Consider the following 14927-nt stretch of genomic DNA (forward strand, 5'->3'; position numbering starts at 1 on the left):
CCATCCCTCGCCCTGCAACAATTCCAGAGACCTCACGCTGGGTCACCGAATATCGGCAGCCTGGGTCAATCTGACGTCGGCGCCAACACAACAGCCTGAACCGCATCAGCAGCATCGCCTGTTGAAGCCAAAATTTAAGAAAAATAGGGCTCTAGCCCCCGTGGAACATGCGCGAGCAGCTCCTGAAACAATAGCAGTCTTGCCTAGCCGCCCACGGCTAGCACCACGGCCGCATCGTCAAACACCACCACGGCGGCCTGGCCTACCTTGAGCTGCAGGCCTACTGCGGCAAAGCCCACCATCTGCAGGCCGCAGGCCAGCGTCAGCACCACTTCGTCCCCCGCGGTAGAGCGCGCTAGCCGTGCCACCGTGCCATGCAGTTGGTTGGGCAAGGTCGCTGCCTTGGCGGGTGCGGCCACCACGGCCACCGCCGTGGCCTTGGCCAGCGCCAGCACCTCGCTGCCCACCGCCAAGCCCAGCAGCTCGGCACTTTCACGCGTGATGTGAGACAGCAGCGTGGTGCCGTCGCTCAGGCCCAGGCGCACTTGCATGGCGCGCCCGGCGCGCTGCAGTGCCAGCACCTGGCAGGGCAGCTGGTTGCGCATGCTGGTGCGCAGGCCCAGCCCTGCCAAGCGCGGTGCTGCGCCCGTTTGCGTATCACTGCGCTGCGCCACCTGGGTCAGCGCCTGCTGGCGTAGCGCGGCCAGCGTGTCGGCGGCATCCAGCAGCTGCCGGCCCGTGGCGGTGAGCTGCGCGCCGCCGCCACCACTGCCGCCCACGGTGCGCTCCACCAGCGGGGCGCCGGCCAGGTTGGTCAGTGTGTCGATGGCTTGCCAGGCGGCCTTGTAGCTCACGTCGGCGCCCCGCGCGGCTTCAGAAATCGAGCCCACTTGGCCAATGCGCCGCAGGATGTCCAGCCGCTTGTCAGCGACCTCGTGGCCCAGCGCACCAGCCAATGCGGAGCCGCTCAAAGGAGAAGAAGTTGTCATGCTGGCTATGCTACGCTATCCTTTTTTGGAATAGCGAAATTTCCATGCCTCCGATCACATCTATTCTGCGCTGGGCCGGCGTGTTGTCCTTGCTAGCGAGCAGCGCCCTGCATGCCGAAGAAGTGACCGTGGCGGTGGCTGCCAACTTCAGCGCCCCGGTGCAAAAGATTGCTACGGCCTTTGCCGCGGCCACCGGGCATAAGGCCACGGTGGTGGTGGGCTCCACCGGCAAGCTGTATGCGCAGATCAAGAACGGTGCACCGTTTCAGGTGCTGCTGTCGGCCGACGACGAAACCCCCACGCGCCTGGGCAAAGAGGGCGCGGGCGTTGCGGTATCGCAATTCACCTACGCCACGGGCCGACTGGTGCTGTGGAGCCGCCAGAGCGACGTGGTGGACGACAAAGGCGAAGTGCTGCGCAGCGGCCGCTTTGAGCACTTGGCGTTGGCCGACCCCAAGCTCGCGCCCTATGGTGCCGCCGCGGTGGAGGTGATGACCAAGCTGGGCGTGGCCGCCAGCCTGAGCCCCAAGCTGGTGCAGGGCGAAAGCATTGGCCAGGCCTACCAATTTGTGTCCACCGGCAATGCCACGCTGGGCTTCGTTGCGCTGTCGCAGGTGATGGTGGACGGCAAGATTGCAGAGGGGTCGGCCTGGGTGGTGCCCACGAACTTGCACACGCCGCTGCGTCAGGATGCCATCGTGCTGAACGCGGGCAAAGACAACGTGGCGGCGGTGGCCTTTATGGCCTTTTTGCGCAGCGATGCGGCCAAGGCGGTGATCCGCAGCTTTGGTTATGAGCCCTGACGACCTGGGTGCCATCGGGCTGACCTTGCGTCTGGCCACCTTGAGCACCTGCCTGCTGTTGCTGCTGGCCACACCGTTGGCGTGGTGGCTGGCACGCACGCATTCGCGCTGGTGTGGGCCAGTGGGGGCGGTGGTGGCGTTGCCGCTGGTGCTGCCGCCCACGGTGCTGGGCTTTTACCTGCTGGTGAGCCTGGGGCCGCAAGGGCCGATCGGCCAGTTCACGCAGGCCATGGGTCTGGGCCTGCTGCCGTTCACCTTCGCGGGGCTGGTGCTGGGCTCGGTGGTGTACTCGCTGCCGTTTGCGGTGCAGCCTTTGCAGTACGCGTTCGAGTCCATGGGCAACCGCCCAATGGAGGTGGCCGCCACGCTGCGTGCCAGCCCGCTCGACGCCTTCTTCACTGTGGCCGTGCCACTGGCCCGCCCCGGCTTTGTCACTGCGGCGGTGCTGAGCTTTGCGCATACCGTGGGCGAGTTTGGCGTGGTGCTGATGCTGGGCGGCAATATCCCTGACAGGACCCGCGTGGTGTCGACCCAAATCTATGGCCATGTGGAAGCTCTGCAGTACACGCAGGCGCACTGGCTGTCTGCTTGCATGGTGGTGTTCTCTTTTGTGGTGCTGCTGGGCCTGGGTTGGCTCAACCCGCGGGGTAGCAGGTTGCGCACATGAGCACCGCACCCAACCAGATTCGCCTGCGCCTGCCGCGCCCCGGTTTCACGCTGGATGTGGACCTGGCCTTGCCCGCGCGCGGCATCACGGTGCTGTTTGGCGCCTCGGGCTCGGGCAAGACCACGGTGCTGCGCTGTGTGGCCGGGCTGGAGCAGGCGGCCCAGGCGCACATCACCATCCATGGCCAGGTATGGCAAGACGACGCAGAGGGCATCACACTGCCTGCCTGGCGCCGCCCGGTGGGCTATGTGTTCCAGGAGGCCAGCCTGTTTGACCACCTGGATGTCCGGGCCAACCTGGCCTATGCCCAAAAGCGTGCACGTCGCGGTGCGGGGCAGGGCGCGTCTTTGCTGGCGCTGGAAAACGCCATTGCCCTGTTGGGGCTGGAGCCGCTGCTGCACCGCCGTACCCTGGCCTTGTCGGGCGGCGAGCGCCAGCGCGTGGCCATTGCCCGTGCACTGGCCACCCAGCCCGAGCTGCTGCTGCTGGACGAACCTTTGGCCTCGCTGGACCCCGCGCGCCGCCAGGACATCCTGCCCTGGCTGGAGCGCCTGCGCGATGAGCTGCACATTCCCATGCTGTATGTCACCCACGCGATGGAAGAGGTGACCCGCCTGGCGGACACGCTGGTGGTGCTGGAGCAGGGCCAGGTGCGCGCCAGCGGCCCCACGGCGCGCGTGTTGGCCCAGGTGGATGGGCCCGTGCGCGTGGGGGAGGACGCCGCAGCGTTGTTAGACGGCCATGTGCTGGCGATAGACACCACCTGGCACCTCGCGCTCATTGCCTTCGATGGCGGCAGTGTGTGGATCAGTGACCCGGGCTTGCCACAGGGCCACCGCGTGCGTTTACGCGTATTGGCGCGCGATGTGAGCATTGCTACGCAGCCGTCGGGTTACACAAGCATACAAAATGTGTTGCCATGTGTAGTTGTCACAATTGCGCCGGACACCCATCCGTCGCAAGCTGTCGTGCAACTGTCATGTGGCGCAACACCCCTGTTGGCGCGGGTTACACGGCGGGCGGTGGACAGTTTGGGCCTGTCGGTAGGGCAGTCCGTATGGGCCCAGGTCAAGGCCCTGGCCCTGGTTGGTTCGTAATCAACGGTTGCAAATTCACCCATTTGGGGGAGTGACAGGTACGGGTGTAGGGGATTACCCTGCGTTATCAGCTTTTTTCAGGCCCAACGCCCCAACCATCGTGCTTATGTCCGCGTCCAACCTGCCCCCCGAGACGGTACCCGTGCTTTCGCTGTTGCTCCAAGCCCAGCGTGCACTGGACCGTGGCGACGTGGCCCAGAGTCAGTCGCTTTCCAAAGCCGCGTTGCAACACGCGCAAAACACCCTGGATCTGCAGGCACAAGCCCAGGCGCTGCTGTGCTTGGCGCATGGGGACCGCATGGTGTCGCGTTTTCGTCGGGCGCAAGAAACCGCCCAACGTGCGGCTGCTTTGTTTCAATTGGTGGGAGATCTGGCGGGCGAGGCCGAGGCGCTGTCCGCCGTTGCCCACACCCTGAGCGTGATGGGGCACAGCGAAGAGGGCGTAGATGCTGCTTTGCTGGCCGCCAAACTTAACGAAGGTGGTGCACCACTACCGGTCGCCATGTCTTACAACTACCTGGGTGTGGCCTATGCCTGCGCCTGGAGCTTTGACAAGGCCGACGCCGCGCTGCAGTACGCCATCGATCTGCTCGATGCCAACGGCCTGTGGATGGAGTCGTACCTGCCGCGCATCAACCAGCGCGCCATGGAAATCACGCGCTGCTTTTTTGATCGCTACTACCACGGCGAATTTCGCTCCCTCAACCGGCTGACCGATCTGCGCCATGCCCACGCCCGTGCCGCCCAGGTGCCGAGCAATCTGCTGGTGCTTCAGGGTGCCTTTGTGAAGACCCAGGTAATGCTGGGTCTGGTGGATGGTTTTGAGGCCTGCTGGCTGGGCCAGTGGGACCTGGCCCAACAAAACGCTGACTTTGCCCAAAGCGCCCAGGCGCGCGGCGACAGCAATCCTTCTGTCACGCTGATGGAAATCTGGCTGCGCACCGAGATTGCGTGGGCCTGCAAAGACTGGGCGCAGGCCGAAGCCCAGGCGCAGCGCATGCTGGAGCTGGCCAACCAGATCGACAACGAACACATGGTTGGCATTGCCTACTTGCTCAGCGCCCAGGTACTGTCGGCCCAGGGCAAAGACCGGCTGGCACAGGCCTTTTTACGCGCCCTCAAGCTGCGTGAAAACAACCTGCGCCTGGAAGCCATTCGCAGCCGCGAAGAACGCATTGAATGGCAACTCAAGGCCCGCGCCAATAATGCCAATGCCCGCAGGTTGGCGGAAGAAACCCAGCGCCTGCAGCAGTTGGCCCTGGAAGACGCGCTGACCGGTCTCTACAACCGCCGCCACCTGGAAGACATGGTGCCCGAAGTCCTGCGCAAGGGCCAGGAGCGTCGCCTGTCACCCGCCATGGCGTTTGTGGATGTGGACCACTTCAAGCTCATCAATGACAACTTCTCGCACCGCGTAGGGGACTTGGTGCTCAAGTCCATCGCCAGTATTCTGCGCAGCTTTGTGCGCGACGGCGATGTGCCGGTGCGCCTGGGGGGTGACGAGTTTGTCGTGGCCTTTGCCCACGTGGAGGAACGCGATGCCGAGGGCTTGGCCCAACGTATCCACGAGGCCATTCGCGGCTTTGATTGGGATGGTTTACACCCAGGCCTGGAAGTCACCGCCAGCGTGGGCGTGGCCGGGGCCGAAGCAGGCGATGCGCTGGACACCTGGCTGCACCGCTGCGACCTCTGCATGTACCAGGAAAAAGACTCCCGGCGCCAGGGCCTGGCCTAGCCCGGCGAATCGTTAGCGCGTGCTGGCCATCAGCGCAGCAAAGCCCACAAACACCCCACCGGTCAGCCGGTTGAAGGTCTTCATCACGCTGGCACGGCGCAGGTAGTGCGCCAGTTTCTTGCCGCTGGCCGCATACACAAAATACCAACTCACCTCTATCACCGCAAAGGTGCCCAGCAAAATGGCGAACTGCAGCAGTTGCGGTTGCTCGGGGTGGATGAACTGGGGAAAGAAGGCCGCAGCAAACAGAATGGCCTTGGGGTTGCTGGCTGCCACCAGCGCGCCTTGCCGGTACAGGGCCCAGGCGTTGGCCGGCGGGGCGGAGGCGGCAGTGGTGTCCGTAGGTGCCTCGGTGGTTTCTTGCACGGGCGAACGCCAGACTTGCACACCCAGGTAGGCCAGATAGGCCGCACCCACCAGGCGCAACGCGTCAAACACGGCGGGGAAGGCCTGCAGCAGTGCGCCCAGCCCCGCGGCCGACAGGCCCAGCATCAGCATCAGCGACGTCATGCAGCCCGCCATGCTGATCACAGCGGTGCGCAAACCCTGGCGCGCGCTGGTGCTCATCACCAGCAACATGTTGGGGCCAGGCGTGGCAGACACCACAAACGTCATCATCACAAACAACCACCAGGTTTGCAGGCTCATACGGGGCTCCGTTTAAACATTGAAAGGCTAGTAATGGGGCGGCAACTCGTCACGCAAGTTGCGCGCCGCAGCCGGTTCGCTGGCCTGCTGGCGCAGGTGCGTCAGTTCGCGAATCAGCAAATCGATTTGCGCTTGCTGGCGAACAATGATCTTGTCGAGCTGGTCCAGTGCATCGTCGGCAAAGCTGGCCTTGATTTCCAGCTCGGTGATGCGCTGCTCGGTACGTTCTGTGGTGTCCATGGGGGTATTGGACACTATGTGGCAATCACTGACGTGGCAGTTGGACTGTATTTCAGGGGAGGGTATTCAACTTGGCGATGTGCCGGACCAACTCGAGGCGAGAGTTATGCCAAACGAAATAGGAGATTCCTCTGCGCGCCTCGTCCTCTTCTGGTGCGCCCACAAGCATTAAGAGTTCGCTGTCCGGCTGGAAGTGCAGAGAGCCTCGGCCAGGCCACCGGGCATTGCTGTCCAGCAACTCGTCTTGCACGTTCACCGCGCTATTGATGCTAACCCCCTTGGGATGGAATACTTGCCCATTCTTGGCATCGATGATCATGATTTGGACGCAACTGGTGCCACACCCCCAGGTGGTCAGGATGTAGTGGCCCGCAAAGTTGACCTTCTCTTTCGACCATTCCTGAAGGCGTGTTTTGTACCGTTTGGCTTCGGGGTCTTGTCCTAGTCGAAGCTCTGCGTTGCGGCCCTGGTAGAGGCTAGCGGGATAGCTGGAGAAAGCCGGCGCATTCTGCGGAACGTCGGATAGTCGAATGGTGGCTGCGTTATAGCCATCGGCATCGGTTGCGGCTTGGGCACCCAGTGAAATGGCTGCTGCCAGCAATACGCCGAACTTTATTTGAAGATACATGTTACGGACCGGAGAGTGCTTGCTCAGGCCTCGCGGTGATTGCGAACGACTTCTTCGATGATGCGCCTGAATACCTGAACGACGAGGTCTGGATTGAGATCACTACCTTGTGCCAGTTCTCGAAAGTGTGCCTCCTGAGCGGCCTCTCGCTGTGGATCAATAGCGTCCAGCACGTGAAGCGCCTTCAGCTTGCCGATCTTTGAGGTAATGCGAAATCGGTTTGCCAAGAGATCGACAAATTTTGCGTCAACATCGTTTACGTCTGCCCTGAGCGATTGGAGTTCTAGATTGGTCATATGAGTGGAGATTTCTTAGCTGGCCGCAGTTGCTTGTCTAGGCCTCAATAGACTGACTGCAGACATTCGCGACGCTCCATAGCGGTCTTCCGTGTGGGCACTTTCCTATCCAACCTTCGCAAGCGCAGCCTTTGGTTGCGTGTCCGCGCCGTGCAACCTGTTAACGCGCATGAGAACAATCATGTAAAGCACTTGTGATCATTGGAAAAAGATGCCAAGTATGACCACGATGTTGCCTATAAGCCCCACTCGCTTGGCACTTTGCGCCGATGAGGCGCCGGTAGCTGTCAATTGCACGCGACGCCAGGACCATACGTAAAACCAAAAGGCCAAGACGACGCCGCCCGCCATGATCCAACCGGTCTGATAGAACGATGCTGCGAATCCGAACAAGGCTAAAAGCGAACACGCACCGAGCACAGCCACTCCCGACTCAGAACTTTGAACGAAAGACAATGCGTCACAGGCTTTGCAACGTACCGGAAATCCAGCGCTCGATCCCCACGCCTCAGCAAAAGGAATCGACTTCACACCACACGATGGGCAGTTCTGCATGTTGTGCTCACTATCGAATAATTAATCAATTCCGCAGTCTATCGACCAAACACCAAGGCGCCTCCAGACTGGAAGCCGACTTTCACTGTGCCCCAAAGAAGTCGTCAACGTGAAAGTACCCGGCAACTTGCGCCAGGAGTGCGCGCAGCGACCGGGCGCAGCAAAGCGTCCGAGTTGACCGGCATGTTATGCCTCATTGCCCTGCAACTCCTCCAAGAGGTTTTCCGCCGACATGATCAGGTTTGGCAAATACGACTGATCCATCCTGAAATCCCCTTTGAGTTCTCCAGTGACTTCCTGGTCACCTTCTGGGCGCAGGTCGTACGTGCCTGTAATCCGGCCCAACCCCTTCATCTCCAAGGCGACACAGATTCCTCGCTCATAGCTACTAAGCACCGCGCAGCATGGAGCACCTACGCACTCGTACATTGTCCGCAGCTCTCGCACAAACCTACTCAGATCCGCACCTTGCAGGTAGGCCTCGAATTCGGCCTGAATGCCAGGAACGCGCGCTGCTACTTGGACTCTGCACCAGTCTTCGTCGTCGATTGCTCGACGAGCGGCGATTTGGATGTGAAGGCCCTCCACGTCAAGATTCATGAGGCATAACGATGGTCGTGAGTGGACCAAAACGGCACGCCCAGCTTTGAGGAAAGGCAGAAGCGCATCCCGCCGTTGTAGGTCCAATAGAAGATCCTGTTAAGCATCACGTTTCACCAGCACCGCCGCGCCCAAGATCGCAAGGCCTGCGCCTAGCACGCATAGCAGTCCGCCACCCACATAGCCACCAGCTTGATCGCCAAAAAGGCTAAAAATCAGGCCAAAGACGTCTAGTTGCGGGGGCATGAAGACAGGCCATTTCGCATATGTGAATCCATAGTACGCGCCAGCGAGCAAATACCCTCCAAAGGCGAGCAAGCCGAGTCCTGTCCCAATCGACGAGGCTCCACTCTTGGCGTGTAAAGGGGTAACCATGGACTTGATCTTTAACGAATAAAAATTGGAGCGATATTGCTTCTAGTCGGTCATTCGATGAAGGGTTTGTATATCCCAAAACGAAAGAATGTGTGAACTTCCGCTTCCGCCGCTCAGTGGGCCGACAGTGTGTGGCGCGCCTTGGCTTCGGCGTAGCACTTGACGCAGACGACGGCCATCCCATTGAACTCTCGAAATACATCGGTCATACCATCCTCTCGCTGAAAGGTTTCCTCGCAGGCGTGGCACCAAGCTTGAAGGTCGTTGGGGTCATCTGAGTTCTCAACGAAGCCTGCCGAGGTCTTGTCCTCACCTATTAGGTGACGGCAGACAACTGCAGCAACGCGCTTGCCATGGGGGCCGCAATCGACCAGAAGTGGTTCGGTGGTGGACATATTCGTCGAACGAATTATTTGAGAATCACAGTACCCGAATGTAGCTTGTTAGACCGATTCCATCGAATGTCGGCTTAGGCATCGCGTGCCAGTAGTTTGGCAACGGCGTTGCGAAGATAGGCGGGCTTCAGTGTTGCCATTGCTTGGGTTCGAAGCTGGGCCGCGCGTTCTTCCCTTCCAGTTGATCTGAGTACCTCTTCTATTTGCTGCAAGTCCTCAGCGAAGATATGTAAGAAAGCGCGGTAAAGCGGCGCTTTCGTTCTTGGCCTGACCTCGATGTCGCCGACATCGCACACGAGTTCTTTGGCTTTGGCTAGGACTTGAGCTTCCGGATCTGGGATGTACTTTGCTGCCAGAGAGAACCGCTTGGTTCGCACAAGCGCAGGCACCGCGATATGTGAGCAGTGCTGTGCGAACTCTTGATACCTTTCATCTAGCAACGAGAAGAGTGTGGCTGTCTTTTCGTCTTCTCCCAGGCGCTCGTTCATTGCCTCGATGTCGTGAAAGAGGTCGCGATTGAGTTCGCCGCTAGACAGCCTGGCAATTTTGTCATTGAGTTTTTCCCGAAACGCTTTGAAGGCGGGCGGATACTGTTCAGCAAGTTCTAGCCAGTAGGCTAGTGCAAAGGATAAGCGCACGCCTCGGTAAGCACGATCTTCTTCCAGCGCGTGTTCGTGGAACCACTGGAACTGAGAGAGCGCTTCCTCGAAGCGACCTTCGTGAGTTGCGGTTCTTCCGGCGTTAAGTCGATCACTTGCGCTCATTGCGATGCCTAGCGTAATTTTTGCCGCAAAACACTGCGGGATAAAGTGGGAGTGTGGTCTAAAAAAATTGGCATTTGCCCATATCCAGTTTGGACAAACTGCTCTCATAAAAATAGCGACAAACCTAGCAGTCTGCCAACGCCGATTTTGACGATTGAGTTTGGCCCTGAATATCCCCCGTTCGGGTGAATCTGCGAATGTCAGCTTCCGCCCCACAAAGCTGCCTACCTACACTTTTCTAACCAATCACCCACAACCCGACAACGCCACCTAGCCTTCAACGGTGATGCGCTCGAAAAAGCGCAGAAAATAGCGCTTTAGATACTAGGAAGTCCCTGTGAATCCATCCGCTGCCCATGCCGAACTCATAGCCACTTTCCGCAGAGCGGAAGCCGAGGCTGCACACAAGTTCGGATTGATCAAGGCAGCTGAGAGGAAGGGGCCGAAGGCGATTCAGGTGGCTGTCGAAACAGCGGCTAAGGCCGCGAAGCGCCGGGATTCGTATGCGAAGAAGCTGAGCGCTTTGGGCGTGGATCTCAAGGATTAAGCAGCGCGCAGTGGGTTGCGCATAGTCGAAATTTGGAAAGAAACCTGATGGAAATAGAAGAACCAGAGCCGATCGAGGAATACGTCCCAGGCGTCGCGGGCGGCCGGCATTACATGGCCAAGCTGTGTCACTTCCCTGATGGTCCTTGGACCATCGAGGTCATCCACGTGGAGTCACTGCCGCCACTGCAAGGCAGCGACAAGACCTGGCCGACTCGGGAGGAGGCCGTTCAAGCGGCAGACAAGCTGGTGGCAGACCAGGCGCACTGATTTGCTATTACTTTAGTAGCTGCTGGCGCATATTCCACGGGGGCTAGAGGCCTAAAACATTGCTGAAGAGCCTACTGCTTCGCCCCCATCTTCACCGCCGCATCTCTTGACGCCTGCAGCACCGCCGCATCCGGCACCTCCAGCGTTGGCCACCCCTGCAGATGCTTCTGTGTCAAATTGCACAGCGCGGTGATCCACTCGGGGTCGTCGTTGAGGCAGGGGATGTAGTGGAATTCCTTGCCGCCTGCGTGTGTGAATGCCTCGCGGCCTTCCATGTTGATTTCTTCCAGCGTTTCCAGGCAGTCGCTGCTGAAGCCTGGGCAGACCACGTCCACGCGTTTCACGCCGGCCTTGCCCATGGCGATCAGTGTGGGTTCGGTGTAGGGCTCCAGCCACTTGGCGCGGCCCAGGCGGGACTGGAAGCTGACCTGGTACTGGTCTTTGCCCAGGTTCAGTGCTTCAGCCAGCAGGCGCGCGGTCTTGTGGCATTCGCAGTGGTACATATCGCCCAGCTGCAGCGTGCGTTCGGGCACACCGTGAAAGCTCATGAGCAGTTTGTCGGGTTTGCCATTGACTTTCCAGTAGCGCTGGATGCTGCTGGCCAGGGCGTTGATGTAGCCCGCGTCGTCGTGGTAGCGGTTGATGAAGCGGAACTCGGGGATGGCACGGGTCTTGGCGGCCCAGGCGTAGACCGCGTCGCACAGGCTGGCGGTGGTGGTGGCGCTGTACTGCGGGTAGGCCGGCACGATGAGCACGCGCGTCACGCCTTCGGCCTTCATGGCGTCCAGCTGCGAGGCGATCGACGTGCTGCCATAGCGCATGGCCCAGCGCACCTTGACCTGGTGGTTGCGCTGGCCCAGCCAGCCCTGCAACAGCTTGGCCTGTTTCTCGGTCCACACCTTGAGTGGCGAGCCCTCGGGCGTCCACACGCTGGCGTACTTGGCGGCCGACTTGGCCGGGCGGGTGCGCAAGATGATGCCGTGCAGGATCAGCAGCCACAGCAGGCGCGGAATTTCCACCACGCGCGGGTCGCTCAAAAACTCCGCCAGGTAGCGGCGCACGGCCTGGGGTGCGGGCGCATCGGGTGTGCCCAGGTTGCACAGCAGCACGGCCGTGCGGGGCACCTGGCCATGGGTGTAGGGGGGCTCGGGCTGGAAGGGGGAGGTGAGAAGCATGCGGTATTCTCCCGCACCTATGCTGGCACTTTCTTCCATCCGCGCAATCACCCTCGATCTCGACGACACCTTGTGGCCGATCTGGCCCTGCATTGAACGTGCGGAAAAGGTCTTGCATGCCTGGCTGCTGCAATACGCACCGACCACCGCTGCGCTGTATGCCGACCCCCACGCTCGCCGGTCTATCCGCGAAGCCACCGAACTGCAATGGGCCGCCCAAGCGCATGACCTGAGCGTGCTGCGCCGCGAATCTATCCGCCTGGCGCTGGAGCGGGCGGGCGACGACACCGATTTGGCAGACCCCGCTTTCGACCTCTTCTTTGCCGAGCGCATGCGCGTGGAGCTATTTGACGACGCGATTGCCACACTGGAGTGGATGGCCGCGCGCTGGCCGATTTATGCGGTGTCCAACGGCAATGCGGATGTGAACAAGGTGGGGCTGGGGGCGTACTTCAAAGGCAGTGTGAGCGCGCGTGATGTTGGGGTGGGCAAGCCCGATCCACGCATCTTTCACGCTGCAGCAAAAGCGCTGGGCCTGCCACCTGAAGCCATCCTGCACGTGGGCGACGACGCGGCGCTGGATGTGCTGGGTGCCCTGGATGTGGGCATGCAGGCCGTGTGGGTGAACCGCAGCGAAACGCTGTGGAGCTACACCCAGCAGCCCCATGCCACCGTGGCCAGCCTGACCGAGCTGCGCGATCTGCTGGCCGGCGGCTAGCGGCCGGGTTTGAGCGTCAGCGTGCTTTCGGTGTGGGCCTTGACGTCGTCTTCGTCCAGGTGCTGCTGCACATAGGCGCCTGCCGCATAGCGCTCGGCCTGGTCGGCGTAGTGTTTGTCAAACCGCACGCCGCTTTGCCCCACCGGGTTGATGCCGACAGACTGGCTGGCATCCGCAAAGTCGATCACGCGGCGTGTGGACGGCCCATAGCTCACGGCCCAGGGCGCGGGGCCGATGGCGCTGGACAGGTTGTTGGGTGTTTCGCGGCCGCCGGGCACCGCAAAAGGCCCCACGTTGAACAGCCAGTCCAGCGGCTTTTGCCGGCCCAGCGGGTGGTTGTGGGTTAGCGTGTGGGCGGCACCCCAGCGCCAGTCCAGCAGGCTGGTGCCATACAGGCCTTGCAGGTGCTTGAGCGTGTTGCTCCAGGCAACGCGCACGGTCTCAAAACGGCCCTCCACGGCCTTGGTGTTCTTGTTGTCCCACCAGGGGGAATTGGTGTCGGCCACCAGCAGAGGCAGGGCAAAGTCCAGCGCACGGGTTTTCAGCAGGTTCTTGAATTGCACCTCGCCCATCTCGTCTTCCATGGCGGCTTTGGCCAGCTCGTACATCAATTGCGTAAACAGCGTGGGGGCAATGCTGTCCGTGGTGTAGTTGCCGTCCCACTTGGTCAGGGGCTCCAGGAACGCCTTGTCGTTCGGGTCGGTCACCACGGCCTGCAACATCGGCATCAGGTCTTTCAGGATGCGCGGCCCGTAGCCGTTGCTGGTGTCCAGTTGCAAGGCCTGCGCGGCCTTGGTGTCCCAGCGGATTTTGGGATTGCTCAGCACGCTGTCCAGGCGCTGGGCGCGGTCGGCCAGGTTGTAGTAACCGGGCACAGGCACGCCACTGCTGGGCTTGGGCTGGTGGTTGGCGGACATGATGTAGCCGCGCGCAGGGTTTTCTTCCTGCGGGTTGAAGGTGAAGGCGTAGAAGCCGGGCTTCTCGGCCTCGCCTTTGGCGGCGTCCAGAATGAAGGTGGGGTTCACGCCCGCGGGGCGCTGGGGCAGTTTGGCTGCGGCCCACCAGCCGATGTCGCCCTTGGCGTTGGCCCAGACGATGTTCAGGCCAGGTGCGTGGATTTTGCTGACCGCCTCGCGCGCCTTGTCGCGGGTGTCGGCGCGGTTCAGCTCATAAAACGCCTGCAGGATGGGGTTCTCGGTTTGCAGAAACGCCCACCACATGGCAATCGGTGTGTCGCCCAGGCTGTCCTGGAACGCGTCGTTGATGAGCGGGCCGTGGGGTGAGCTGCGCAGCGTGAGCTGCACGGGCGCAGCCCCTTTGACGGTGATGGTTTCGGTACGCGTTTCCAGGTTCACCCACTGGTTGTTGTGCCAGACCTGCTGGGCATTGGCGGGGTTTACCTTCTCGGCGATGAGGTCCATGTCGTCGTTCTGGAACATGGTCAGGCTCCAGCCAAAGTCCATGTTGTGGCCCAGCAGCGCGGCCGGGCTCAGGGCCTGAAAGTGGCCGTACAACTCAAAGTCGGGCGCGCTTAGGTGGGCCTCGTACCAGACGCTGGGCGTGGAAAACGCAATGTGCGGGTCGCCCGCCAGCAGTGGCTTGCCGCTGACCGTGCGTTTGCCCGAGATAGCCCAGGCGTTGCTGCCCTCCATCAGCGGAATGCTGGCCAGCTCCATGGCCTCTTGGCTAACCTGGGCAATGCGGTTCAGGCCTTTCCAGTCGCTGTCTTTCAGTGCGGTGGCGGGTGTCAACACGCCTTCGGGGTGCCAGTCGATGTCAAACACGCGCAGGTAGTCAGGGCCCAGCTTGTCGCGTATGAAGGTCATGGCCGGCTCGGTGCGAAACGCCGCAGCAAAGCTATAGGCCAGGTAGCCCGAGACCGCCACCGTGTCCTCCGGTGTGAAGGGCTGGTGCGGAATGCCCAGAATGTCGAACTCCACCGGCGAGCGGTTGTGGTCCTGGTATTGGTTGACGCCGTCCAGATAGGCCAGCAGGGCCTTGTTGGCCGGGGTGCTCATGTCCATCGCTGCGGCCATGGCCTTGGCGCGGGCGCGTATGCCCAGGGTGCGGAACAGCCTGTCGGTGTCCAGCAGCTTGGGCCCCAGAATTTCAGCCAGCTCGCCCTTGGCCAGCCTGCGCACCATTTCCATCTGGAACAGCCGGTCTTGCGCATGCACATAGCCCAGCGCGCGGTACATGTCGGTCTGGTTGGCCGCCTCGATGTGCGGCACACCGCGCTCGTCATAGCGCACGGTCACCTTGGCGCTCAGGTTATCCAGGGGCAGGCTGCCGCTGCGCACCGGTTGTTTGGTGTAGAGGTACCAGCTGCCCAAGGCCAGCGCGGCAATCACAAGCAAGGCCAGCAGGCCGCCAACAATTTTCAGAATGAGCTTCATGGCGGCTATGGTGCCACCAAAATCGCCCGC

The 14927-nt window shown here is 61.3% G+C and carries 16 protein-coding genes; 7 read left to right on the forward strand and 9 right to left on the reverse strand.

All coding sequences use genetic code 11. The annotated features are described in order from the left end of the window. Positions 1-203 precede the first annotated feature (203 nt). Positions 204-989, reverse strand: coding sequence for a TOBE domain-containing protein (locus tag AC1DZ5_RS06690; RefSeq protein ID WP_477887351.1), 786 nt, complete (start codon positions 987-989; stop codon positions 204-206). 44 nt (positions 990-1033) lie between these two features. On the opposite strand from AC1DZ5_RS06690, the gene modA reads away from it, so the two are divergent. The 4 genes from modA (at position 1034) to AC1DZ5_RS06710 (ending at position 5291) form a co-directional block, all read left to right on the forward strand. Beyond that, the gene (gene modA / locus AC1DZ5_RS06695) at positions 1034-1792 is read left to right on the forward strand and encodes a molybdate ABC transporter substrate-binding protein (RefSeq protein WP_477887353.1); all 759 of its coding nucleotides are present in this window, start codon (positions 1034-1036) and stop codon (positions 1790-1792) included. After that, the gene (gene modB, locus AC1DZ5_RS06700) at positions 1782-2459 is read left to right on the forward strand and encodes a molybdate ABC transporter permease subunit (protein ID WP_477887355.1); all 678 of its coding nucleotides are present in this window, start codon (positions 1782-1784) and stop codon (positions 2457-2459) included. Before modA ends, modB begins: the two co-directional genes overlap by 11 nt. Next, on the forward strand, positions 2456-3556 hold the full coding sequence (gene modC / locus AC1DZ5_RS06705; protein WP_477887357.1) for a molybdenum ABC transporter ATP-binding protein: 1101 nt from the start codon (positions 2456-2458) through the stop codon (positions 3554-3556). The genes modB and modC overlap by 4 nt, the downstream gene beginning before the upstream one ends. A gap of 106 nt (positions 3557-3662) precedes the next feature. Then, complete coding sequence (locus tag AC1DZ5_RS06710; protein WP_477887359.1) at positions 3663-5291, forward strand: GGDEF domain-containing protein; 1629 nt, start codon at positions 3663-3665, stop codon at positions 5289-5291. Positions 5292-5303: 12 nt separating this feature from the next. Here AC1DZ5_RS06710 and AC1DZ5_RS06715 read toward each other — a convergent pair whose 3' ends face one another. From AC1DZ5_RS06715 to AC1DZ5_RS06740, 6 genes are all read right to left on the reverse strand, one after another. After that, positions 5304-5939, reverse strand: coding sequence for a LysE family translocator (locus AC1DZ5_RS06715; protein ID WP_477887362.1), 636 nt, complete (start codon positions 5937-5939; stop codon positions 5304-5306). Positions 5940-5966: 27 nt separating this feature from the next. Next, positions 5967-6179 carry a SlyX family protein gene (locus AC1DZ5_RS06720; RefSeq protein WP_477887364.1) on the reverse strand — a complete coding sequence of 71 codons (213 nt, stop codon included), beginning with the start codon at positions 6177-6179 and terminating at the stop codon, positions 5967-5969. Between the two features lie 52 nt (positions 6180-6231). Beyond that, the gene (locus AC1DZ5_RS06725; RefSeq protein WP_477887366.1) at positions 6232-6807 is read right to left on the reverse strand and encodes a hypothetical protein; all 576 of its coding nucleotides are present in this window, start codon (positions 6805-6807) and stop codon (positions 6232-6234) included. Positions 6808-6830: 23 nt separating this feature from the next. Continuing rightward, positions 6831-7103 carry a chorismate mutase gene (locus AC1DZ5_RS06730; RefSeq protein ID WP_477887368.1) on the reverse strand — a complete coding sequence of 91 codons (273 nt, stop codon included), beginning with the start codon at positions 7101-7103 and terminating at the stop codon, positions 6831-6833. Between the two features lie 741 nt (positions 7104-7844). Then, on the reverse strand, positions 7845-8258 hold the full coding sequence (locus tag AC1DZ5_RS06735) for a WapI family immunity protein (RefSeq protein WP_477887370.1): 414 nt from the start codon (positions 8256-8258) through the stop codon (positions 7845-7847). Positions 8259-9102: 844 nt separating this feature from the next. Beyond that, entirely contained in the window at positions 9103-9792 is a 690-nt protein-coding gene (locus AC1DZ5_RS06740) for a hypothetical protein (protein WP_477887372.1), read from the reverse strand. Positions 9793-10129: 337 nt separating this feature from the next. On the opposite strand from AC1DZ5_RS06740, the gene AC1DZ5_RS06745 reads away from it, so the two are divergent. Next, a complete protein-coding gene (locus tag AC1DZ5_RS06745) occupies positions 10130-10339 on the forward strand; it encodes a hypothetical protein (protein WP_477887374.1) in 210 nt (69 codons plus the stop codon). 47 nt (positions 10340-10386) lie between these two features. Then, the gene (locus AC1DZ5_RS06750) at positions 10387-10608 is read left to right on the forward strand and encodes a hypothetical protein (protein WP_477887376.1); all 222 of its coding nucleotides are present in this window, start codon (positions 10387-10389) and stop codon (positions 10606-10608) included. Positions 10609-10679: 71 nt separating this feature from the next. On the opposite strand, the gene hemH is transcribed toward AC1DZ5_RS06750, so the two are convergent. Beyond that, positions 10680-11783 carry a ferrochelatase gene (gene hemH, locus AC1DZ5_RS06755; protein WP_477887378.1) on the reverse strand — a complete coding sequence of 368 codons (1104 nt, stop codon included), beginning with the start codon at positions 11781-11783 and terminating at the stop codon, positions 10680-10682. Positions 11784-11802: 19 nt separating this feature from the next. Here hemH and AC1DZ5_RS06760 point away from each other — a divergent pair, with 19 nt between their 5' ends. Further along, on the forward strand, positions 11803-12501 hold the full coding sequence (locus AC1DZ5_RS06760) for an HAD family hydrolase (protein WP_477887733.1): 699 nt from the start codon (positions 11803-11805) through the stop codon (positions 12499-12501). Here AC1DZ5_RS06760 and AC1DZ5_RS06765 read toward each other — a convergent pair. Further along, positions 12498-14897 (reverse strand): penicillin acylase family protein, encoded by a 2400-nt coding sequence (locus AC1DZ5_RS06765; RefSeq protein ID WP_477887381.1) that lies wholly within the window; start codon positions 14895-14897, stop codon positions 12498-12500. The genes AC1DZ5_RS06760 and AC1DZ5_RS06765 overlap by 4 nt on opposite strands. Positions 14898-14927 lie beyond the last annotated feature (30 nt).

The sequence above is a fragment of the Rhodoferax sp. P1_F3 genome, from assembly GCF_056405715.1.